18 protein-coding genes are annotated in these 23,482 nt (G+C 44.5%); 5 read left to right on the top strand and 13 right to left on the bottom strand.

What is annotated here, in order from left to right:
• Positions 1-4 precede the first annotated feature (4 nt).
• Positions 5-319 (top strand): hypothetical protein, encoded by a 315-nt coding sequence (locus tag AC2204_RS03375; RefSeq protein WP_318924080.1) that lies wholly within the window; start codon positions 5-7, stop codon positions 317-319.
• 271 nt (positions 320-590) lie between these two features.
• Positions 591-767: a hypothetical protein gene (locus AC2204_RS03370; RefSeq protein ID WP_318924079.1), complete on the top strand. Its 177-nt coding sequence runs from the start codon at positions 591-593 to the stop codon at positions 765-767.
• A 226-nt stretch (positions 768-993) separates the two neighbouring features.
• On the opposite strand, the gene trpS is transcribed toward AC2204_RS03370, so the two are convergent.
• From trpS to AC2204_RS03330, 8 genes are all read right to left on the bottom strand, one after another.
• Positions 994-2,016 (bottom strand): tryptophan--tRNA ligase, encoded by a 1,023-nt coding sequence (gene trpS, locus AC2204_RS03365; protein ID WP_318924078.1) that lies wholly within the window; start codon positions 2,014-2,016, stop codon positions 994-996.
• A 986-nt stretch (positions 2,017-3,002) separates the two neighbouring features.
• Entirely contained in the window at positions 3,003-3,578 is a 576-nt protein-coding gene (locus tag AC2204_RS03360) for a DJ-1/PfpI family protein (protein ID WP_318924077.1), read from the bottom strand.
• A 10-nt stretch (positions 3,579-3,588) separates the two neighbouring features.
• Positions 3,589-4,221 (bottom strand): bifunctional 4-hydroxy-2-oxoglutarate aldolase/2-dehydro-3-deoxy-phosphogluconate aldolase, encoded by a 633-nt coding sequence (locus AC2204_RS03355; RefSeq protein WP_318924076.1) that lies wholly within the window; start codon positions 4,219-4,221, stop codon positions 3,589-3,591.
• 1 nt (position 4,222) lies between these two features.
• Positions 4,223-5,188 (bottom strand): sugar kinase, encoded by a 966-nt coding sequence (locus tag AC2204_RS03350; RefSeq protein ID WP_318924075.1) that lies wholly within the window; start codon positions 5,186-5,188, stop codon positions 4,223-4,225.
• Between the two features lie 139 nt (positions 5,189-5,327).
• The gene (locus tag AC2204_RS03345) at positions 5,328-6,182 is read right to left on the bottom strand and encodes a tagatose bisphosphate family class II aldolase (protein ID WP_318924074.1); all 855 of its coding nucleotides are present in this window, start codon (positions 6,180-6,182) and stop codon (positions 5,328-5,330) included.
• Between the two features lie 108 nt (positions 6,183-6,290).
• Positions 6,291-7,784, bottom strand: a complete 1,494-nt coding sequence (locus AC2204_RS03340; RefSeq protein WP_318924073.1) for a DUF2264 domain-containing protein — start codon at positions 7,782-7,784, stop codon at positions 6,291-6,293.
• Positions 7,785-7,844: 60 nt separating this feature from the next.
• A complete protein-coding gene (locus AC2204_RS03335) occupies positions 7,845-9,452 on the bottom strand; it encodes a sulfatase family protein (RefSeq protein ID WP_318924072.1) in 1,608 nt (535 codons plus the stop codon).
• Positions 9,453-9,479: 27 nt separating this feature from the next.
• Positions 9,480-10,718: an anaerobic sulfatase maturase gene (locus AC2204_RS03330; protein WP_318924071.1), complete on the bottom strand. Its 1,239-nt coding sequence runs from the start codon at positions 10,716-10,718 to the stop codon at positions 9,480-9,482.
• Positions 10,719-10,980: 262 nt separating this feature from the next.
• On the opposite strand from AC2204_RS03330, the gene AC2204_RS03325 reads away from it, so the two are divergent.
• Positions 10,981-14,106 carry a chondroitinase family polysaccharide lyase gene (locus AC2204_RS03325; RefSeq protein WP_318924070.1) on the top strand — a complete coding sequence of 1,042 codons (3,126 nt, stop codon included), beginning with the start codon at positions 10,981-10,983 and terminating at the stop codon, positions 14,104-14,106.
• A 226-nt stretch (positions 14,107-14,332) separates the two neighbouring features.
• Here AC2204_RS03325 and AC2204_RS03320 read toward each other — a convergent pair whose 3' ends face one another.
• The 4 genes from AC2204_RS03320 to AC2204_RS03305 form a co-directional block, all read right to left on the bottom strand.
• The gene (locus AC2204_RS03320) at positions 14,333-15,763 is read right to left on the bottom strand and encodes an RAD23 family protein (protein ID WP_318924069.1); all 1,431 of its coding nucleotides are present in this window, start codon (positions 15,761-15,763) and stop codon (positions 14,333-14,335) included.
• Between the two features lie 457 nt (positions 15,764-16,220).
• Positions 16,221-16,688 carry a methyl-accepting chemotaxis protein gene (locus AC2204_RS03315; protein ID WP_318924068.1) on the bottom strand — a complete coding sequence of 156 codons (468 nt, stop codon included), beginning with the start codon at positions 16,686-16,688 and terminating at the stop codon, positions 16,221-16,223.
• Between the two features lie 5 nt (positions 16,689-16,693).
• On the bottom strand, positions 16,694-17,143 hold the full coding sequence (locus AC2204_RS03310; protein ID WP_318924067.1) for a hypothetical protein: 450 nt from the start codon (positions 17,141-17,143) through the stop codon (positions 16,694-16,696).
• On the bottom strand, positions 17,100-17,555 hold the full coding sequence (locus AC2204_RS03305; RefSeq protein WP_318924066.1) for a hypothetical protein: 456 nt from the start codon (positions 17,553-17,555) through the stop codon (positions 17,100-17,102). The genes AC2204_RS03310 and AC2204_RS03305 overlap by 44 nt, the downstream gene beginning before the upstream one ends.
• Before the next feature lie 933 nt (positions 17,556-18,488).
• On the opposite strand from AC2204_RS03305, the gene AC2204_RS03300 reads away from it, so the two are divergent.
• Complete coding sequence (locus AC2204_RS03300) at positions 18,489-20,039, top strand: sulfatase-like hydrolase/transferase (protein ID WP_318924065.1); 1,551 nt, start codon at positions 18,489-18,491, stop codon at positions 20,037-20,039.
• Positions 20,040-20,769: 730 nt separating this feature from the next.
• On the opposite strand, the gene AC2204_RS03295 is transcribed toward AC2204_RS03300, so the two are convergent.
• Positions 20,770-22,191: an OprD family outer membrane porin gene (locus tag AC2204_RS03295; RefSeq protein WP_318924064.1), complete on the bottom strand. Its 1,422-nt coding sequence runs from the start codon at positions 22,189-22,191 to the stop codon at positions 20,770-20,772.
• Positions 22,192-23,023: 832 nt separating this feature from the next.
• Between AC2204_RS03295 and AC2204_RS03290 the strand changes: the two genes are divergently transcribed.
• Positions 23,024-23,182: a hypothetical protein gene (locus tag AC2204_RS03290; protein WP_318924063.1), complete on the top strand. Its 159-nt coding sequence runs from the start codon at positions 23,024-23,026 to the stop codon at positions 23,180-23,182.
• Positions 23,183-23,482 lie beyond the last annotated feature (300 nt).

Raw genomic sequence — 23,482 nt, 5'->3', positions numbered from 1 at the left:
TCTATTGGGACTAATATCTTTTGGTGCTTCAGCTGCTCAATACAATCATCATGATGACAACGGCAACGATCGACATGCAAATGAACTTCGCCTGAAAACCTTTGAAGGCGAAACGAGTTATCAGGTAAAAGTTAATCCACGGCTGTTAGTAGACCGTGACGAGCCTGTATCCACACTGCATGCCACTGAGCTCCGTAAGCTAGCATTGGATGAGCCTGTACGTAATGATGTTACGTCATTTACGCCACGAGATCGTGACGAGCCGTTATCAACACAACATGCCACTGAGTTACGTAAACAAGCATTGGATAATGCTTGAGTCATTGGCACAAAGTGGTTGTAACGATTCGGCATCGCATTAAGCGACTTGATTTATTATAACGCCCGTAAACCGCCCCCTAAAAAGTTGCCCAAGGCCTGTCTCTTAATCACATCTCAGTGTTCAAGAGACTTGGACAACAGGTAACCTTCAAGGATGGTTTGTAAGATATCTAAGAACGAGATAAAGGCATAACGAGAAATGGTCGCTTCGATCATTATTGGCAGTATTAATTATAGATGTCTTAAAAGATCTTCTCCGAAGCCCCAAAATGGCTGTTTTAGATAACAAAAACCTGACAGATAGTGTCACGATAGCTATGGATGAAGTGGCAAATATAGCAAATGATGGAATGAACAAGATCATCGAGGTGTCAACCGTTATGGATGAGATTTATAACGGGACCGAAAATGTATCACAAACCGTTATGAGCTTATCAGAAACATAAATAATTATAGATAAGAGTTAAACATAGCATCCATTCTATGGATAATGACTGAAGGACTGTCGCTTCGTAAAAACGATTTAAAAATGTATTACCAACTGGCATTAATAGCCTGTGAATACGTATCTACTCTAAGCAAGAATGAGGTAAACCCGGCTTAGAGTAGTAACCCTAAGCCGTTAATAGATGAGCACACGGCTTTCCGAGGCTAACTCTTGAAATCGTTTGATCAGAGAATGTTCAGACCAAAAGTATCCTTAACATCAAAGAGCACTCGTTGTGTTTTTTCTCGAGAAACTTGGCTGCCCCCAGACAAAATTTCGATGAGTTGAGCCTTATCACCTAGATACTCAGCCCTCTTTTTCCTGATCGGTCTTAGGATCTCTTGTAAGCACTCTTCCAATATCTTTTTAGTTGTTCCGTCGCCAAGACCGCCACGTTGGTAGTGCTCTTTAAGCTCATTTACATAGGATGTGTCAGGATGAAATGCATCTAGATAAGTAAATACAACATTTCCCTCGATATTCCCTGGGTCTTCAACCCGTAAATGAGTAGGATCGGTATACATGGATTTAACCGCCGCGCTGATCTCCTTTTCAGAAGAACCAAGATTTATGGTATTACCCATCGTCTTCGACATTTTGTTTTTGCCATCTGTACTTGGCAATCGTGACGCATTGCTTAATAGTGGTCTGCATTCATTCAATATAATTTTGCCTGCTAATGAATTGACTTTACGTACAATTTCATTGGTTTGTTCTAGCATTGGCAATTGATCGTCTCCAACAGGAACTAGTGTTGCATTGAAGCCCGTGATATCAGCCGCTTGAGATATCGGATATGTTAAAAAACCGGCAGGAATAGAGCGCTCAAAACCTTTGCTCTGTATCTCGCTTTTGACCGTTGGATTTCTTTCTAACCGAGCGATGGTGACAAGATTGCTGTAATACATAGTCAACTCTGCAAGAGCAGGTAGTTGTGATTGAAGGCAAATTGTCGTTTTAGAGGGATCGATGCCAACCGCCAGGTAATCAGCGACAACATTTAGAATGTTGGATGATACCTTTGTCGGATTATGAGCATTGTCGGTAAGACCTTGCATATCCGCAACGAGGATCGTCTGATCATGAATATTTTGTAAGTCCACTCGTTGTCTCAAAGAACCAACATAGTGACCTAAATGAAGGGGGCCAGTAGCTCTATCACCCGTTAGAATAATTTCTGGTTGATCCGCGGGTTGTTTATCTATCATAAGGTTATCTCCTAGTAAAAAGATCGCTACTGGAGATAAAAAGAGACCACAGTCTTAGCTACCTTCCAGCAGCTTAAGAATGTGATAATTCCGTGCCGCTCTAATTAGAGCGCCACCAAAAGAAGAATGATGTGGGAATTGTGTAAATTTTCATGCAGGCAAAGTATCAGCATTCATTTTGGAAATCAACGATTGGTACACATGTTTTCCAAAGGTAAACACAAGCCTGTGCCTCAACTTTTCTAGTTAACGCCTAGATAACAAATAGTGTTGTCTAACGTTGAATGTCCCAATAAAAGCGATACTGCCCTAATACCGTTTAACTAATTGTTGTAAATAAACAACTAAAATCAGTTTAGGGCGCTTTATGCTTTCAGCGACAATTTCATTTGATATGTGCAATAAAACATCATCATAATTCAATTCAACTATCAATAATTTATGTCTAAAAATGCAGTAATAGTTAGAAAAATGTTCATTCTGGAAATAGCTTTGTTGTAAATTTACTACTTTTAGAATTCATTCCAGAAGCAGTGATAATTTCCCTCAAGATTCCTCACCTCTCAATTTGAAGTAATTCTGGCTTAGAACGATCACCCTAAGCCGTTGTGGGGAATTTTCAAGTTACCCGTGCACAAAAGTTACCCATACTCAAGCAACTTCTGACAGAACAACGCTTCATACGACTTCAGGTCGCACGGACATAAACGCGTTAGGGTATTTACTCAGATTGACTGTGTTCGGATAAGGAGAAATATCGCAAACTATCTGCGACACCTCACCTTAAATTGTATCTGTAACGCTCACTATGCGGGAATTAACGAGCGTGGGTATTTTTGTTCGAGGTCAAATCGATCACGGTGATGACGCTCGATTTGCCTGAAACCGAGCATTACGAAAGTCGGTATCCGAACAGCTTGGGACAAAATCGCGTTGAACTTTCAGCTCTAAGTCAATCACCGATAGATCACAGCGACTTTACTCGCTTACAGTGGCCAATGATCAAAATAGATATGGCTTGCTTGCCAGTCCACTTTTCCCTGATCGTCAGTAAGCAGCATTTTTGCCACAGTAAACGCAAACTCAAAACTAACGCCAAGCCCTTTACCACTAATGAAATTGCCGTCTATCACCACTTTTTGATCAAGGAAGTTACCGTCTTCGAATTTCTTCTCAAGACCACCACCAGTCGTATAGTTGCGGCCTTCTAACAAGTTATTTGCCGCCAGTACCTTGGCACCGGATGAGCACAAGGCACAGATATATTTGTCTTCAGTGATATGCCGCTTGAGGAAATTAATCACCATTGGGTTGGCCGACAGGTTGTCCGTCCCTTTCGGGCCGCCAGGCATCATGACTGCGTCATAGTTATTGTCGTAACAGTTTTTCAGGACATCGTCGGCAGTTATGCGGGTTTCGAAATAGGTATTCAGTGCTGTCGTTTGCATGCACGACAATACTGTAACTTTAATATCCAACCGGCGCATGATATCGATAAAGACAACTGCTTCACCTTCTTCAAATCCATCTGCCAGTAACACGGCGACATGCTTTTCTGTCATCACAGAGCTCCTAGGCATTCACTAACTTACAAGTCTCACGAGCATTGTGAGCGATGGTTTCCCAGTCGTTGTCACGAATGGCCGCTGTTGGTGCAATCCAGGTACCTCCACAGGCGATAACCTGAGGGATCGCAAGATACTCCATCAGGTTCGTCGGTTTCACACCCCCAGTTGGCATCAACTGGATATTGCCGTATGGGCCTGTCAGCGACTTGAGCATATTGATCCCGCCGGATGCTTCTGCCGGGAAAAACTTTAAGGCAGTAACCCCTAGCTCCAGAGCCTGTTCAACCTGGCTTGGACTATTCACGCCCGGGATGATTTTTACCCCCCTTTCAAGGCAATACTTAACCGTCGTCGGGTTAAAGCCAGGGCTAACAATAAAGTCCGCCCCCGCCTCAACTGCCAAATCCACCTGTGCAGGAGTCAGTACTGTACCAGCACACAGAATAAGATCAGGAAGCGCCTCGCGAATAAGGCGTATAGACTCTGCCGCCGCTTCACTGCGAAACGTAATTTCTGCGGCTGGCAAGCCATTGTCACTCAGTACCTGTGCCAGTTTTACGGCATCTTTGGCATCTTCAATCTGGATGACTGGCATCACTCGTAATGCTCGTAATGTTTCAATCCACTCTTTGTTCATATCAAATACTCATCAATTCTGTAATATACCGCGTCTGATCCAGCGGGATAATGGCCCCCTTGTGCTGGATGACCCGAGCCGCTAACTTATTGCCCCAATGGCTGCACTCGTCAATTTCCATGCCTATGCTCCAGGCTGCAAGGAAGCCCGCGTTGAACGAGTCTCCAGCCGCCGTCGTATCGACAACGTTATCTACCTTGTTACCGGCTGCAATGCCACTGTGGCCATATTCAGACCACATTGCCCCCTCGCTACCAAGCTTGACGACCACCTGCTTGATACCCATGGAATGCAATCGCTTAGCAATAATACTGGCCGGAGAATCCTTCATACCAAGCAGTAAATCTTCATCTTCTGCAGTAACCAAGGCAATATCACTTAACTGATAGAGCTTACCCAGCCATTCACAGGCGTCAGACGCACTGTGCCACAGCCGAGGCCGGTAATTAGAGTCAACGGCAATGCGTACACCGCTTTGCTTAAGCTGCTCCAGCGCTACTAACAAAGTACGCTTGTCCTGATCGGATAAGATGGCCAACGAAATACCTGAAAGGTAAACAAGATCAAACGTTTTTAATGATTCGACAATGGCAGGGAAATCGCGATGCTGGCAAAGCTGACGGGCGGCAGAATCATTGCGCCAATAGTGAAAACTGCGCTCACCCTGCGGATCAATTTCAATCGCATACATACCAGGTAGCTTGTCAGCAACTTCTAGCACCATTGAAGTATCAATGCCTTCACTTTGCCATGCCGATACCATTTGGCGACTATAGCTATCTTGACCCAGCCCAGTCACGTAACTGGGAGCTAACCCCGGCACCAAACGAGACAGGTAAACCGCAGTGTTGAGCGTATCGCCACCAAAACGCTGATCCTGAGTAGAAAATGGCTGACCACTCAGCTCAATCATGCACTCGCCAATGATGGCGATTTTCTTTTGCTTAAACTTCACAGATGAAGCCATCAGTTTGCTATCCATTTCTTATATTTTCTAGGATGAAAAAGAAAAATGGCTACACCATAGATGTTGAGGGAGCACTGTTAATGTAGCCCGGAGCAATAACACAGGGGGCGTGCTTGCAATTTCTTTTTCCGAAAAACGATTACAACTTACCAGCGCTACCGCACACAGTAATTTTCTCCATCACCACTTTCTTCATAGCTTCTTTGCCTGGAACAATGTAGTGACGAGGATCGTTGGCATTAGGGTTTTCAATGAAGTACTGCTTCACTGCATCAGAGAAGGCAATTTTCAGCTCAGTGGCTACATTAACCTTGGTGATCCCCAGCTCGATACAGCGGCGGACATCTGCATCTGGTACCCCTGAAGCGCCGTGCAGAACAAGAGGAACGTCAGTTTTGCTGCGAATAATTCCTAGGCGATCAAAGTCCAGTCGTGGCTCTTCTTTGTACATACCGTGTGCAGTACCAATCGCGATGGCCAGCGAGTCGATTCCGGTACGGTTGACAAACTCCAACGCTGCTTCCGGATCGGTATACAACGCATCCTTAGCATCGACAATCAGATCATCTTCCTGCCCGCCAAGACGACCCAGTTCAGCTTCAACAGAGCAGTCCCAACGATGACAGAAGGAAACCACCTGTTGAACTAGATCAATGTTGCCCTCGAAATTAAGATGGGAACCATCAATCATTGCAGACTTGATCCCTGCCTCTACCTTGTTACGGATATCACCAAACGACTCATGGTGATCGAGATGAAGGGCGATTGGCATCTGGTAGCGTTTAGCCGCCTCTTTGCAAATACCCACCAAATAGTCCGTACCAGCATACGAGAAGGTACCAGGAGTACCGGCCAGAATAACTGGCGATGCCATTTCGGCTGCCGTTTCAACCACAACCTGAACGGTTTCTAGGTTGTGAATATTGAACGCAGGAACAGCATAACCGCCAATCTGCGCTTTATGGAGCATTTCGCGAGAAGAAACCAGAAACATATAAAACCTCAAAACCTTCGTTATCTTTCGGTTCGATGATAATCGAAAACAAAAGGAAAGAAATCGATCTTGATCACATAAACACTTTCAAAGCGAAAACCTGTGAAATCAAAAGAAATGATACATTTTCGATGTGTAACAGGTTACGCCCTTACGCAGGAGGTTGTTCTTCGGTCGTTCAGCACGCCCTACAACCATTTCAGAGAGCTTTTCGCTCCATGATTGTCGCGCTAAACGGCGAGTCAGTGGAGTTTGCTGGTCGGTATATTCATTTTGAAAGATGACAACAACTTCTTTCGTTTTGAAAGTACCAATGACTTTGGCTTCTATGGCTGGGATCTCAAAGGAAAAATCCCCTTTTTCAATTTCAAGCGGTGATTCTTCCGCATCCCATAACCCTGTTCTCTCTCCGCAAAACAATGCAATATTTAACGCACGCAGCGACCAGAAGCTGCTCGCTGGTCCACTGTAGTTATCCACCAAGCGCGTATCATCAGCAAACACACCTTGGGTTGGCGCACCATTTTGCAACGCTCCATGACTGATGAAGTATTTCAAACTAGTATGAAACGCGCGCTTTGCTTCACCTGACGATAATGTCGTAGCCCCCTGATCGACCGCAGCGAGAAGTGGTGCAGATGCAGCAAGCCGATAACAGACACTGCGACCAAAGAACGGCACCCCCTCTGGGGTAAAGAAATAGCGGTACTTCGTCACAAAATCAGATAAAGACCGATGGATAAATTCAGGATCAAATTCCGGATCGATTTGATCCATCCAATAGAGCGAGTAGAAAAACCCCCAGGCATTGTAATAATCATAGTTTCCTCGCGCGCCATCACGGAACCAGCCATCCCCGACATAAAACTCTTTCACACGCTGGTATTTTTCATGGGAAATCGTATCTTCCCCGGTAAGTGCCTTGATCACCAACTGCACGGTTAACGGAAAGAGATGCCAGTTATTATCAACTGTCTGGCAGGTATTTACCTGCTTGAACCAAGCCTCCACCTGCTGCTGTTCACCCTGACTGAAGCGCTCCCAGACCCAAGCTTTGCTCAGCCAAAGCGCAAGCGCTAGGTCGGCACTTTCGCAAATTCGCTGATCGTAGTCGTGTAACTGTCCCCAGTAACCTTTGTGCTCAGGGTTGGTGCCGGCAAGAAATGCCGTTCGCAGCAACTGGGCCACGTCTATCACTTTATTGTTCAGCCCGTAGATCACCGTTGTTGACTGGCCATTGGCATGTAACCACACGGCCAAGGTCGGTATCACCCTACTGACCCCTTCCATTGCATCGGTTCTGGCAGTCTGCTGGCTCGGCCGACCGGGGTAATAGGCATGCGTATAGTCCCAAACAGCATAATGCTCAAAGGCTTCGGTGATGTAGCGAACCAACTGCTCGCACTCCTCTTTCAAGCTCACCTGAAAACTACCTAAACTCGAATCAAACACTTGCCGAATAGTTTCGTCATGTTTATTGTAGGCTGGCTTTTTATATCGTAGCCGGATCAGGTGCTCCTTGCACAATTTATAATACATGGCAGCATCAGGGTGCTCGTAGGGGATCATCGGGCGTGGCTGGGCACTAATTTTTTTTTGCATGATGATTTCTCTCATTAGCTCACACAAGAAAAGGGCCTCTTGCGAGGCCCTTCATCATGGTTATTTGGCCGACTCAGTTAAGATTTCGTAGCGGTCCTGTCCCCATGCGATTGGGGCTGGCTTGTCTTTGATCCAGTCATAGAATGCTGATTTAAGCTCCTTGACCTTCTCAGGGTATTTCTTCGCTAGGTTAATCGACTCCGCCGGATCTTCGGCATAGTTATAAAGTTCATAACCCTTATTGCCATCATCGTAATAATGCAGCGACCAGCTCTGATCTTTGATTGCCCATTCCCCTTTCGAGCGCTTTTCAATGTGCTTGCTCGGAATAAACTCATTGGTTTCGAAAGTGATCCACTTCCAGTAGTTACTCCAGAAGTCCACATTACTCGAATCATAGTGAAGGGCTCTCGGGCCGGCCCAGTATAGATATGGATGCGGTGTCTGCTGTTCGCCGCTTAGAAGCGGCATGATGTTTTTGCCGTCTATCTTCATTTCTGCAGGGGTATCAATACCTGCCGCCGCAAGTGCCGTCGGTAAAATATCCATTGCTGAAATCATGGTGTTATCAACATTGCCTTCTGGAAGGACGCCTTTCCAGTGTGCAACGAAAGGTACATGGACACCACCACGGTAGCGCTGGCCCTTGAAGGCACGGTTCATGCCGTTCATCGGCATCGGAGACTCATGCACGGCACCATTGTCCGACAGGAAGAAAATCAGGGTATTTTCGTACTCACCCATCTCTTTTAGCTTATCAATGACCTTACCGATCCCTTCATCGGAAGCATTGACGTGGGCGTAGTATTTATCCACCTCGACGTTGCCGGTATTAAAGCGCTCCATGAATTTAGCCGGAGCCGCCTGCTCTAGCGGAATATGAGGCACACTGTAGGCCAGGTTGATAAAGAACGGCTGATCGTTATCGTTGGCTTTTTCGATAAAATTTATCGCTTCGTTGGTGAGGTTATAGGTCATGTAACCCGGTGACGCAACATTCTCGCCGTTTCTGAACACAGTCGGAGAGTTATACAGCGCCGCTCCCGACACATAATAGCTATAGGAGTAGTCAAAGCCGCGCTCTTCCGGCCCATAACCCGGCTCAGCAATCGAAATCTGGTTGTCGTGATAATCTCGGCTCTGCTCATCTTTCGGCTTAAATTCCTTACGCACCTTGGCATTATGGTATTTGCCAATGTTTGCCGTGGCATAGCCATTTTCATTCATCAGCGCTGGCAGCAACTTGATATCCAGCGGGATCCCCAGCTTGGCATCATCATTACTGTAAGTGCCGAAACTATGCGGGAAACGTCCGGTCATCATACCGGCACGAGACGGACCACAAACAGGGGTTGCCACATAGGCATTGGTCATCCTGACCCCTTCGTTAGCCAGCAAGGTAATATTCGGCATCGAACGCTTGGCTGCGTCATATAGCTTGTCGAAATCACCATCGTAACGCATAGGTACAGGTCGCTTGGCTAGCGTATCCTTGTCGATATTATCCATCGCAAAGTCTAATTGTGCCGAGCCTAAATCATCCATCACGATTAATAGGACATTTGGTTGTTCAGCCTTCTCTGCTGCCAGCGTCATTGCCGGTGATATTGCACAGGCAGCAGCCACAAGGCCTGCCAGTACCGTCTTCTTGTTTGAGGACAGTTTCATTGTTCACTCCTTTTTAATTAAAACGTATTAATGTGCATCCATATTTGCCAGTAACGGCATCACATTAGCAGCCACTCCCCCGCGCTGTATTTCCTGCACCATGAGGTGCATTGCCGGAGCGGTATGCCTGAAAATCTGTTGATAGGAAGCACACAGGTAATTTTGTTTGTGCTTTTCCCCTGCAATCGGGGTGATACGGTGCTTGGGACAGCCGCCATGGCACAGCGCCCTGAGGTCGCACTGCTGACACTGACTGGTGAGCTTAGTCGATTTGGCGCCGCCAAACCGCTGTTGCTGCTTGCTGGTCGCGAGTCTTCCGATATTAGTGAGGGCAATATTACCGAGGCGATTGGCCGGATAAACGTAGTGATCGCACGAATAAAGATCGCCATTGGCCTCAATCACCATTGCCTGACCACACTCTTGCGACTGAACGCACACAGAAGCGGGATAGCCCATCCACGTCGCCAGCATACTGTCAAACATACGGACAAAAATGCGACCGACATCCTCTTTGATCCACTCGTCAAAGATCGCCGCCATAAACTGGCCATAGCCGTGGGCGGGCACGGAGAAGTGGGTCAATGTGGCATCAGCGGCTGGGGAATAATGACCTGTATTGGTTTGCTGACAGTTTTGCTCAACTTCCACAATCGGAATAAATTGAAAGTGTTCTGAACCCAGCGCTTTTAATACCTGATAGGTTTCTTTGCCTTTATTCCAATTTAGATCGTTAATCACCGTTAAGGTATTAAAGTTCACCTTATATTCTTTCAATAGTTCAATTGCATGTTTAACCCTTTCAAACGTCGGCTTACCATTGATTGAAATACGATATTTATCATGCACTTCGGCAGCACCATCAACCGAAACACCAATAAGAAAGTTATTATCTGCGAAGAATTGCGCCCATTGGCGGTTAATAGCAACTGCATTAGTCTGAAAACTGTTCGTAATGGTTTTATCATCTGCATATAACTTTTGGTATTTCACGACATTCTTGTAAAAGTCTAATCCAGCTAACGTCGGCTCCCCCCCCTGCCAAGCAAAATCAATCTCGTCTGCGTTCTGGGAGCGAATATAGTCACGCACATAGCGCTTGAGCATCGCATCTGGCATCTGTCCGACATCTTTGTTCATTGATGGCTGTTCCATCATCTCTTCTTTTTCAAGATAGAAACAATAATCACATTTCAGGTTACAGCGATAGCTTGCTGGTTTTGCCATCATGTGAAAACGAGCTTGCTTTTGGTGTGATATCGCCATGGGACTTTCCTTTCGTTCCGCAGTTCAAAACAACTGAAACGCAATATACGCAAACAAACGAAACAATAAAGCGATAAGGATCACACCAACAAAAACACATGAAAGACTTCGTAAGTAAATTTATTGTGATACATGTTCAGCAAACAAAAGTAAAAGCATTCGAAAGCGTTGGTATGTAAAAAAATGTGAGGGCGATCAAAAATCAACCAGGAAACTTTCGCTAACCTTTCGCACAAAATCACAACATGAGAGGAAATAAAAAGTGAAAGCATGGAAAAAACCTAAATACCTCACCCTATGTATTATTATCGCCCTTGGTGGGTGCGGAAACGAAAGTATTCAAAACACTGGTGGCCTCACCAATCCAGGAACTCAACCAAACACGGAAGGCAACCAAGATATTGAAGGAAAAGGGGCACAACTTGAGCCCGGTGGTTATATGTACTTTTTCGAAAAAGGATTACCACAGGCTATCACTTCCTCATCAACCACACCGCTAACAATCAGCGATGAACATTTCAAAGATGGCTCGAACTCCCTGAAATGGACCTATAGCCCCAACAGCCAGCTGAGCTTCCACCAGCAAATCAATTACGCCGATGATGACAGTGAGATAACACCTTATACCTTTATGGCCTGGGTCTATAACGAGCAAGCATCGGATAACACCCTTACCTTCCAGTTTGGCAAAGATGACAGTCCTCAAACCCAGTTTACCTATTCCCTGAACTTCGAGGGCTGGCGGGGGATTTCTGTCCCCTTCAGGGATATGGATGGTACCCCGACAGCGGACATGAATCGGCTGACCGTTACTGCGCCTGACTTGGCAGGCACGCTGCTTTTCGACCAGGTTATGATGGCTGTCCCTGTTGACAACCGCTGGCCGACACCGGATTACCAGCAACCTTTCGTCAACCCGGGTGTCGTCGATATGGCAAGCAAAAACTGGACGGCATTGTTGATGTACGATCAGATGCTGCGAGAAGACAATCCGAGCTTTAATTTCGACACTGTCTTCGATGATAGCCAGGGAGATACCGCCCCCCTGTACCGTCAGTTCGATCAGCACCTTGCAGTCAATACGCAGACAACCATCACACAGGAAAAAATCGATGCCAACCTGGCGAAATACGCCCCGTTTAGCATCTCTTATAATGCCGATGGCTCGCCAACCGGGAGTCCACTTGACCACCCAAAGCGTCATAACTTCCTGAAAGCAGGTATTGTCAGTGATGAGACACTTGCCGTGCTGACAGATACCATGACAATTCGTACGCTAGGCAAGGCCATGCTCGAAACAGCCAAATTCCTGCGGAGCCAATCACTTTCTGATGCCAACCGCGTAGCACTGGAAAAAGCCTTTATCGATGCCACCCGATACGCCCTTGATCAAGGTTGGGAAGGCGGGTCAGGTTTCCAGATCATCACTCATGTCGGCTATCAGACCCGTGAATTTTTCAATGCCATGTTCATCGCCCGCCAACTGCTTGCAGACAACCAACTACTCGAACCGATACAGCAATCTATGATGTGGTTCAACGCCACCGGCCGAGTCTATGAAACCGACGATCAAATCAACTCATCCAATGTCGATATCTTAAATACCCAGCTGCAATGGATGATCAAGAGCTTCCTGCTGTTACCGGCTCAAACAGAACGCGACGCCATGCTGCGCCAGCTGCAATCTTGGCTCAGCAAAACCCTGCTTGCTTCAGACGGATTAAGCGGTGGTTTTAAACCTGATGGCAGCGTCTTCCACCACTCGCAACATTATCCCGCCTATGGCAAAGATGCCTTTAACGGACTTTCCGGCGCCGTATTCGGCTTAAGTAACAGCCCTTATCAAATTTCACAGGCAGCCCATGAGCGAATCAAAGACGTCTTGCTCAAGATGCGTATTTACACCAAGGAAACCCACACACCCATTGTGTTGAGTGGTCGTCACCCCGATGGCAAACAGAAGATTTCACCGACACCGTTTCAGTGGCTGGCGCTTGCTGGCTCGCCGGATGGCGCCGAGCCGATCGATACCGAACTGGCTGCCGCCTATGCAAACCTGCGTCATCTTCCATCATATAAAGACGTGGCAGCCGAAGCCGAACCTACCGGTGTATGGGCCATGAACTATGCATCCATGGCAGTAGCCAGAGGGCAAAGCCCGGCTGAACCAAGTCATTCCTGGCTGGCTATCGCCCGGGGCTTTAGCCGTTATCTGGTCGGAAATGAAACCTATCAGGCCAATAACCTGTATGGCCGCTATCTGCAATATGGTCAGCTTGAAATTACCCCTTCGAACTTTTCTAAGCAGGCTTTCAGCCATGATGGTTGGGACTGGAACCGCTACCCGGGCACAACGACCATTCACCTGCCAAACAACGAACTGCGAACGGTACTCAATCAACTGCCAGGTGCGGGTATCGAAGAGATGCTGCTGTCAACAGGTAGCTACTCGGGTGCCAACAGCTTGGGAAGCGATAGCGCTATGTTTGCCATGAAGTTGCACGGACACAAAAAATATGAACAGCAAAGCCTGCGCGCCAATAAATCGTATTTCATATTCGGCAATAGCGTGGTAGCCCTCGGTTCGGGAATCCAGAATAACGATACACAGCATGAAACCGAGACCACCTTGTTCCAATACAGCGTGCCAAAGCTTGAGTCAGTCGAGATTAACGGCTATTCCGTCGATACTCTGAGTACTGAAATGACTCTTCCGGGCGAAACAACACTACTCGACCCGGCCGGTAACCGTTACTTTGTAACAGATACCGAAAAAGAACAGGTTCGCTTCAGCTACCAAATCCAAGATTCCAACGACGAGGATGATGGTACGCCAACATCGGGCCAGTTTGCCACCGCGGTGATTGATCACGGCAAAGCGCCGACCGACGGTTGCTACGAATATTCCATCAAGATTGAAGCGCAGGATGAAGCCAAACCTGTCTACACCGTACTTCAGAAAAACAGTAACGTGCATGCAGTTCGCAGCGAAGACGGTGTCGAGGCCTACGCCTTCTTTGAGCCAGCTACCCTTGCCGCATCTAACTGGGTACTGGCATCCGAAACGGCCTCGCAGATCATGCTCAAGGCCAACACGACTGCTGATCAGCTCTCGCTCAGCGTAGTCAATCCAGATCTGGCGCTCTACGATGACCAGGATCCGGAGCAAGTCGACACCAACGGCGAGCAGATAGAAGCCAGTATCTACAGCCGACCTTGGCGCTTTGACCTGTCGAAGCCTGTGGTCAGTCAATTCACCGTCAAGGGCGAATGGAAAGTAGGGATCGACAATGCGCAAGTGACAACCAAAATTGAAAACGGCAACACCTTGGTGACAGTCATAACTGTAGATGCCATACCGCAGGCATTTAACCTGATTAAGCAGTGAGCTAGCTTGTAACCAGCTAAATAAAGGGGCTGTTCAAAAATACGGCTCCTTTATATTTTTCAGTAATATCATAAAGAAAATGCAGACCAACATGCGTTGCTTATTGGCTCAATGTGGTTCCATTTAATCTGCTACTAACAGACGAAAAAAAGAACCCCGCTAAAAAAGCGAGGTTCATGAACAGCCACAGCACGTATTCTACATACATCTCTTGTGTAATTATAAATCAGCCGTTGTGCCCGCAAGCGACATTGAAAAGCAGCTTATCTGACTCTGTATAGCTTTCCCCTGTCACAATATCTGTCGCCAGGTTCGGGTAATACGCGCCAATTTCCCTGGACGCCGTCCAGTACAAACCAAACGGATAGCCTTTCATTGGCCAGCCTGAGTCTGTAAAGTCACTACGCTCAAACTGAATAGCTTCAGGTAATCGTCGGCCAATACTGCTGCACAAATCGTCGGCAGTTGTGATGATGTTATCGTATGGGTTTTCTCTTGTATCTTCATCATCCTCATACTTATACATCAGGGATGGATAGTCGCCCTGTTTTTCTTTTCTATATTTTGTTGAATACATTGGAGCCAAAGTGAACTGGAAATAATCCAGCTCAGCCGATGTGATTGGCCGATTGATATAAGAAGTATAAGAACGGAATTCATGTTTAATTGCCAAAACGGGCGCAATGCGACGATGGGTATCACCTCGCTCCAATAGCTCCCCACCCACAAGTTGCTGTTTTTTATATTCATCAGCGAATATTGGGAACAGCGTGTCTATCCCTTGTCTTGATGGATAGATAGAATCTATCGTGCCGACAACACGACAAGTGGTTTCCCAAAGACGCGCACGGTCGTTCACACAAAAGGTCAAGAAATGATGGACGTAATCTCTGGCGTTGTGGGACGCCACCTGTAACTGATAAGTGAGTTCTTCATTCATCCCTGGCGCGAGGCGGCCCGGACCATCGGTATCGATATCAAACACTTCAGTATCAGACAGGTACCAGCCTATTTCCAACTGCTCGGAAAAACCGGGCAGTTGCGCACTTACCTCGCCTTTGTAATTGAGCAATCCGGTGAAACTAATCTGCGGCAACTGCTGCTCCTCAGTACAATTGCTCTGTTCTCCCGCAACGCTACACAGACGTAGGAAATGCCCTTCATCCTGGCTAGTAATCGTATATGAACAGGTAGGCTCTGTCGGTGTCACCGTGCACTGACTGACACCACGCTGGTCAATTTGCCACTCTAACCCGACTTGATAATCAGGCTGGGTGACTAGGTTGCCAGAGACAATTTGCCCTCTCAGGGGGACCGGGCCAGCCTCATTCAAGGTAAAAGTCGGCTCAGGTAACTGTACTTCCCTAGTCTGCTGCGGAGTTGACTGTACTGCAGAAGAGTGTGTGTTCTCAGGAGCCTGTACTGACTGCACCGCCTCATTTGGTTTCGGTTCTGATTGTGGAGCCGATTGAACAGCAGGAGCAATGGGACCTTCTGCAGTTTGAACCTCATCATTAGTTTCAGGTTGCGGAACCGATTGAGTTGGAGAAGCTCCCCCCGTTACAGGAGATTTCGTATTATCCGAAGAGCCGCTACCCGACCCACCACCACACGCAAATAACATGGTCGAAGTGAGTACAACAAAAAAATGTTTCATTTTCATCATGCATTCAATAATAAAAAGAAAAGAAAAAACCACGAAGGCAATAAATTTCGGGTATACGGATCTGCCGTAGCAAACAAAAGCTATGGTCTCATTAGTCAAAATGCGCTTTATCGCTTATCCAGGTTCTGTTTTAGAGTAAACACGTAATACCTCGGCGAATAATACAGTGTCCATTTAATGCCTTCAAACGATAACTATCATCGAATCAATAAGATTTTTTTATCGAAACATTCATTAAGACGATTAATTAACCAGCCAATCACTTTTCTGGAGAGAAGATGAGCTAACTTAACATTCGTTATCTCACTAAGGTTCTAAGGACAAAAGCCTCATATTCACAACGAGTTGTGCTTACAGCTAAGACAAATTGAATTTAGCCATATGAAAATTAATCTCGTCCTTGCACTGTGAAAGCTGGCGATATGTTTTATCCAATTGCCCGGCAGTATCAGACGACTGCCGAGTAATACTGACGATCACCTGCCCGTGCCGCCTCAATTGCCGCATTAAGCGCCAGCAGGTTAGTCTGTTCGGAAATACTGCTGATCACCTCAAGTACCGAGCTTATATTCTCAGTCCCCTGTGCCAGATGTCCGACGACTCCGGCAGCATCTGTAATACTGGCATCTAGCTGGCAAATATCGGCAATAGCAATATCTGTAATCTGATTACAGTGTTCAATCAGCTGCAGGCTCTGACTGGCACTCTCGGCCACCTCGGCCACACTGCTGCTAATTTCAGTCATTGTGGTTGTCAGCTGGGTCATGGCCGTTGCCACCAGTTCGGATTCCGCCAACTGCTTCTGCACACCACTGTTATTATCTTTGGCAATCGTGCTCATTTCCGATGTCACCGTATTTAGAAGATCCAGGTTCTGGCTAATATCCCCGACCATATGGCGAAGCGAATTTGTCATATGATTTATTGCCTGTGACAAACTTGCCAGCTCATCCGAGCATCAGAAGAGAGCTGGTGATATAGCTCTCCATCAGCCAGTTTCTCGACAATGCCAATCGTGGACTTGATCGGATTAATCACCGAACGGGTGATCACTAGGCCACTAACAAAACTGACCATCACTGCCGATAAGCACACGATGACGCCCATCCAGGTACTCAACTGCTTATCCTGCGCCATTTTCTGCTCGACATTAGCGACCAACGACTTAGCGCTGTCACGGACATCTGTAGCGGCTTGAAGCATGAGCTCACGCATTTCGACAGAAGCATGAACCAAACTACCGATCTGATTGAGCTTGTTTTGATAAACCGCAATCTCCGATGGCTCTACATAGCTTGCCCATTGACTAATATTGGCTTCCCACTGACTAATCAATGCTGGATCTAGTGACAATTCGGTTTGGGTTCGCACCTTGTTCAAGCCGAGCCAGTGTTAGCTGGGCCGAATCAGCCAAATATTGCTCTGACCAACGCCTCTCTGCCTCGACCATCTGCAAGGTGATATTCTGGATTGTTGTCACTTGCTGGTAAAATTGTTCAAATTCTTTACCGTATTTGATACTGGCAGTTTCAAACCGCTCCGCCAACGGGCGATCATGACTCGAATTAAAAAGGTGCTTACTGGCCATGAAGTTATCGAGATTGACTTTATGCCATTTTTTAAATCGCTGTGCGTACAATGGATCTCGGGTATTAAGGTAATTATTCTCCAGCACCTGCAATCCAAAGACTTCCCTGACACCGACATTCGCAGCATTTAACTGATCAATACCATCATCAATGAGCCTGCGCGCTCTTAACCCTTCGCCATATACCAATAGCAACAGAAAAATGATGATGGCAAAGCCAGCACCTAACCGTTAACCAAAACTATACTGATCTAATCTGAACATTTCTTCTCCCCAATATACCTATGATCATCATTTTTATATCCATCGTAGGCAGGATGCGTTCTAAAACTTATGACTTTAATACTGAAAAAGACCAACCCCACCTCTACAGGATCGACATTTCAATATCTGAAATAGCGCAAATAACTGCCCACAGTATACACAACAAAACGAAACACCAAGACGACAAAAAACACAAAAACAAACAAACGAAATAAAACGAAGGGTTGTGATTGTAATGCGTAGATACAAAGCACAACAAAAAACGTAAACAAGTTAATGGTTGACTTTCTTGAAACCGATCAAGAAAAAGACAACCCATTTTCACTGGCCTTCCGAGACTTACTTAACTACACAAATAAAGAAGAAAATGGAAATAAAAAACATATCACTGCTGGCTTTTAGTATTTTCATCGTATTATCCGATTGTAATTACAAAAGCCAAAGAGTCTTCAAGACCCCGAAAGTTCGGGAGTATCTCAGAAAAAGGCAGAATCTCAAGCCTGCCGGATATAGGTACTTCTTTGAATACGGTGTGCCAGAAGCCATTATTACTTCTGATAATCAAAACTATGCACCCAGTACTCTGATGGGTGAAATCCAAACCAAATAAACCTTCATATAGCGATGAGTGACCCACCACATTCACATGCCTTCATTAGCCTTCACCAACCGGGATAAACCTTCGATAGCTTTCGAAATCTTTCATTGATGTGATCAATCACACAGTGAAAAACATTTTGATGCCTTACGATTCACAACAGTACGAAAGCGATAGAATCACGTATTGTTAAATGAAAAGAATAATCTTTATTACTCAATTCATACTTAAAAAACTGTAATACCTTTACTTATCAGGAGTAGATTATGTCTATAACCCGTCGCAGTTTGCTTAAAAGCATGGCTGCTACAAGTGTTGTTGCAGCAGGTGCTGTTACAACTGGATGTGCACCATCAAAACGCTCAACTCAAGTACCACTGAATACTAAAAATCCAAATCTATTAATCATTTTTCCAGATGAAATGCGTACACAATCACTTGGGTTTATGAACCAAGATCCTTCACTTACACCGAACCTGAATAAATTTTCGAATGAAAGTGTTGTACTGAAGCAAGCGGTTTCAAACTTCCCTTTATGTACCCCTTTTCGTGGTATGTTAATGACAGGCCAGTATCCTTACCGCAATGGTATCCAGGGTAATAGCCATACTCCTATGCCAGGTAAATTCGGTGGTCAGGATTTTGGTATCGAACTAAAGCAACAGCAACGTACATGGTCTGACATTCTTAAAGGAGAAGGTTATAGCATGGGTTATATCGGTAAATGGCACCTTGACACACCTAAGCCGCCATTTATTCCTAGTTATAACAACCCAATGGAAGGTCGTTACTGGAACGACTGGACGGAACCAGAAAAACGTCATGGCTTTGACTTCTGGTACAGCTATGGCACTTATGATAAGCACATGACGCCTATGTATTGGACTAATGAAACCCCACGCGATCAACCATTGCGCATTAATCAGTGGAGTCCAGAACATGAAGCGGATGTTGCGATCAAATATCTTCGTAATGAAGATGGTAAATATCGTGACAGCGAAAAACCATTTACTTTAGTGGTTTCTATGAATCCGCCTCACTCACCTTATGATCAGGTACCTCAAAAATATCTAGATCGTTTTGAAGGCAAGACCTCTAAAGAATTGAATAGCCGACCAAACGTAGTGTGGGATAAAGAGTATCTTAAAGGCTATGGTCCTGACTTCTTTAAAGAATACATGGCTATGATTAATGGTGTTGATGAGCAGTTTGGCCGCATCATCAATGAATTGGAACGTTTAAATCTTGCTGAAGATACTTTGGTTGTGTTTTTCTCTGACCACGGCTGCTGTATGGGGTCTCATGGTAAACCAACCAAGAATAATCATTATGAAGAATCAATGCGTATTCCTATGATGTTCCGTTGGCCAGGTAAACTTTCCCCTCGCAATGATGACATCCTATTTTCAGCACCAGATATTTACCCAACTATGTTTGGTGTTATGGGCCTATCTGATTTAATTCCAGATACCGTTGAAGGTCGTAACTTTGCGAATACAGTTGCTGGTCTTCCTGGTGATGATAAACCTACCTCTCAGCTATACACCTTTATGCCTTATGGTGGTCAATCTTATGGCCGTAGAGGTATACGTACTAATCGCTATACTCTGTCCATCACTCGCAGAATTGGTAAGCCTTTAACTTACGTTCTTCATGACAATAAGAATGATCCTTACCAAATGGAAAACATTGCTAATGGAAACGAAGTACTAATTGAAAAAATCATTATTGAAGAATTAATTCCTTGGCTAGAAAAAACCGGTGATCCTTGGCGACCTACCGAAGTTCCTGTCAGTGTTACAAAAGCGTTTACCTAAACACACATAGCTCGCAGACCTCATCCTAATTCATTTGGGGTGAGGTTGTTCAGTGTCACTTCATATCAGCCCACTAATATTCAGCGTTTCCATAAATATAATGTTCTTTTATGTCTCGTGCCGCTTCCAATTTCACATCAATCATTGATTGATACTAAGTTGTCTAGATCTTTTGGTATCAGAATTTTTTTAATTTATCAGTTGCTTTAGCATAAACAACTAGCTCAGATGCTGGTGGCTTAATGCGGCTCTTCTACGTTTCAATGGATTTAATAATATCAGCTTCAGACGGCTTACCATATAGATAATGGTCATTTCAAAACGGACCTTTTACTAAGTGTACCTGGCTATGTCGCTTGTTTCATTATTTACCTGTAGGGTTTTTAGATTACTTGAAAATATCTATAATGCCTCGACTTAACCAAAGTAAAACTAATATAAGAACATTTCTGCTACATATTTTCTCAAGGTAATTGTCGTCTGGAAATATTTAAGCCGCTTGTTAAAGCTGATCATTTTCATCTATTTTCACAAGGTTGCTGATCAACAATTTGAATTCATAACCAGAAAAAGAAAGCACCGAACGTTTTCACGTTCAGTGCTCTACTTGCCTAGCCGCTATCCTTTACGATATAAGCCTAATAATGCTTAAACGAATAGCATGGTGTTAACATCATTAGCTTTAACTTTAGAAGTTGAAAACTGACGTTTTATATCTGTTCTAAGCTGATTATTTTGCTGTATAAGTATAAGAGAACAGTAGTTTCATATCGTTACGATCAGCTTTATAGTTCGTATCCTCTGAACGGAAATACGCAGGATAGAACTTAACATTCAGACCTTCTAGACCACCGTCCATGAACTTATAGCGAATGTTGTAATCAAGAGATTTCATTGTACCATCATAAGTACGAGCATCAGCTTTTGCTTTCACATCAGTAACAACGTTCCAACCGTAGTTCGCACTTACACCAGCACTTAGCTCTGGAATACCCCAATCAGCAAAGTTATAGTCAACCCCGAACTTAACCGCATTTGTACCATCGGCAGCGTAATCATCAAGCTGTGCTTTAGCTTGCAGGAATTTACGATTATCTGAGTTCGCCCAAGGCGTTAAGCGGAAGTTGTACGCTTTGGTATCAGGCGCATCTGTTTGGCTATATGCTAAACGCCAGCTGAAGCCACCATGTTTAAGGTCAGCGCCTAAACCAATATAGCTTTCATTTGACGCATCTTGAACTTGAGATACATCACCTTCAATGTATTTACCACCGTGATAGAAGGCAGCAGTATTCAGTTTCAAATCTGAGCCTAGATCGAAGTTATACTTAACCAGTGCTTGCCAGTTTTTACGGTATTCCTTGCCTTCGCCGTAACCCAAATCGATCACACCGTTATCTAACTTATAGATAGCACCAACCGTATGAATAAAATCGATATTCTCAGCGGCTGACATACCTTCTTCGCCCTGATGCCACTTATTCGTCAAGTCTTTAAACTTGCTTGACCAATCGTTTTTAAACTGATCAGCCCATGCATAACCAACGATGAATTTACCGAATGAAGCTTTTGCTTCAGCACCACGGTAAGCATGTGGGTTCAGACCCCAGCTTGAACGGATGGTACCGATGTTAATACGAGTGTAACCACCACGTACTGCCAAGCCCATATCTTCGTTACCAAATTTAGCTTTAACTGCTGCAACGTTAAGGGAAGTGTTCGTTTTCTCACAAGGGTCATCGGTGACACCATCATCGTTACAGTCGTAATCATACAGAAGGATTTCTGATTGACCGACTGTATCGCCAAGCTTTAAGTTGGTACTTGCCCAAAGATCAAAACCAATTACATCTTTGAAATAACCAGAACGGTAATCAAGTGCTAGTTGAAGCGTTTGGTTTTCAATTTGTGGTTTGTAATCACCCTCAGCATTTTTTTGTTCGCGATCACGAATGTATAAGAAAGAGTGTAGTTTCGCAGAAGAATCTTCATAGAACGCTTTTTTCGCTAGATATGATAAATCTTCTGCTGCTGCGCTTGCATTACGAACATCGCTCTGAGCAAGTTCAGTGTTAGCATTTGCATTAAATGCTGCTAATCCCGCTATTACCGATATTGTTAGCAAGGATAAACTTTGATTTCTAATTTTCATTAAATGACCTTAAATTACTCAATGATACTTAGCTTTTTGCTGAATCCATCAGTATTTGATATCGATCCTTCCCTCAGGAAAAATCAACAACATCAGCCCCTTGTGAACAACTGTAATCATGGACATAACGCCTTAACAAACCATCGCTCACCTCTGAGGCTGTAACTAATAAAGACAAAACAAAAAATAAAAGACGTAAAGAATATACGCTAACTACAGGGTCAAAAGAAACGTTCAAGATCACAAAACGAAAACAAACAAAAACAAAACAAAGGAATTCAAAAGAAACAATGGGCCCATCAAAAGAAAACAAAGATACAGCCGGAAGGATATGAAGGTCGTGGGATATCATTTAATTATCACGAAAGCTTGATGATTTTCGAATCACCAAACAAAAGTAGCGTTTTATAAAAATCCCAGCGCAAGCTGGGATTAAATCTAATGGACCATGATTTTTTCAAGTGAAAATTAATATCATCTTGCATATCGAAAGCTGTTTCGTTGTTTTGGCTAGTTTCAGGTCTTTTTCAGATGACTTACGAGTGATATTTACAATAACCTTCATATTTTCAATAAATGATTCCGAAAACATATTTCGGTATGACAAGCAATATCTTCGAACCGATGATGTGAGAATAATAAGTAATAGCTCAACTCCTAAGTAAATTTGATCCAGTTTTCTATACGTGGTTTATCGCTTACTATTTTTTGATTAATGATCAAGGTCAAACTTTAATAATTTTGTATAGATACCTATGGGTGTGATTTAATGTGGAAAAATTTCATCTTTTGACTAGCATTAGAATGTAAATAGTCAAAAAAGGATAATAAAATGAAAATAACTGCTATCTTATTTTTTGGGTTAATCCTCGCGGGATGTACCACTTCACCAAATCTATCGACATCATCATATCAACCATATGATGATGTAAATGATATGGAAGAGCGTTATGACGCCCTGTTACATGATGACGAGAATCGTAACGAATAAGAAGGTTATTATTATAAAGGCTCCAATGTAGCCTTTGTAAAAAATAAAAAACCGCCTCTTAAGGCGGTTTTTAATAGGGCTCTTCGATGGCTGTGCGGGAGCATGATACTGTTAATTTTTCAATAATACACACCACTATAGGTGGTGGTTTTGAGATGACAATAAAAGAACACATTATTCAAATGAAGGAATCCTTTCACTTACCACTTCCGAACCTTTCGTTTTTGATTTCGATCTCACTTACAGGGTTTCGATATGTTTGTTTTAGGCTTGATGAGTACAATTAATTGCGTTAGATAA

The organism is Photobacterium sp. (assembly GCF_057456235.1).
This window is presented reverse-complemented; position numbering and strand designations above follow the sequence as displayed.

Excerpts from the sequence above, each read along its gene's own strand:
- AC2204_RS03290 (WP_318924063.1), top strand. The coding sequence starts at position 23,024 with ATGAAAATAACTGCTATCTTATTTTTTGGGTTAATCCTCGCGGGATGT.
- AC2204_RS03335 (WP_318924072.1), bottom strand. The coding sequence starts at position 9,452 with ATGAAACTGTCCTCAAACAAGAAGACGGTACTGGCAGGCCTTGTGGCT.
- AC2204_RS03345 (WP_318924074.1), bottom strand. The coding sequence starts at position 6,182 with ATGTTTCTGGTTTCTTCTCGCGAAATGCTCCATAAAGCGCAGATTGGC.
- AC2204_RS03300 (WP_318924065.1), top strand. The coding sequence starts at position 18,489 with ATGTCTATAACCCGTCGCAGTTTGCTTAAAAGCATGGCTGCTACAAGT.
- AC2204_RS03330 (WP_318924071.1), bottom strand. The coding sequence starts at position 10,718 with ATGGCGATATCACACCAAAAGCAAGCTCGTTTTCACATGATGGCAAAA.
- AC2204_RS03340 (WP_318924073.1), bottom strand. The coding sequence starts at position 7,784 with ATGCAAAAAAAAATTAGTGCCCAGCCACGCCCGATGATCCCCTACGAG.
- AC2204_RS03370 (WP_318924079.1), top strand. The coding sequence starts at position 591 with ATGGCTGTTTTAGATAACAAAAACCTGACAGATAGTGTCACGATAGCT.
- AC2204_RS03320 (WP_318924069.1), bottom strand. The coding sequence starts at position 15,763 with ATGAAACATTTTTTTGTTGTACTCACTTCGACCATGTTATTTGCGTGT.
- AC2204_RS03350 (WP_318924075.1), bottom strand. The coding sequence starts at position 5,188 with ATGGCTTCATCTGTGAAGTTTAAGCAAAAGAAAATCGCCATCATTGGC.
- AC2204_RS03295 (WP_318924064.1), bottom strand. The coding sequence starts at position 22,191 with ATGAAAATTAGAAATCAAAGTTTATCCTTGCTAACAATATCGGTAATA.
- AC2204_RS03360 (WP_318924077.1), bottom strand. The coding sequence starts at position 3,578 with ATGACAGAAAAGCATGTCGCCGTGTTACTGGCAGATGGATTTGAAGAA.
- AC2204_RS03355 (WP_318924076.1), bottom strand. The coding sequence starts at position 4,221 with ATGAACAAAGAGTGGATTGAAACATTACGAGCATTACGAGTGATGCCA.
- AC2204_RS03315 (WP_318924068.1), bottom strand. The coding sequence starts at position 16,688 with ATGACAAATTCGCTTCGCCATATGGTCGGGGATATTAGCCAGAACCTG.
- trpS (WP_318924078.1), bottom strand. The coding sequence starts at position 2,016 with ATGATAGATAAACAACCCGCGGATCAACCAGAAATTATTCTAACGGGT.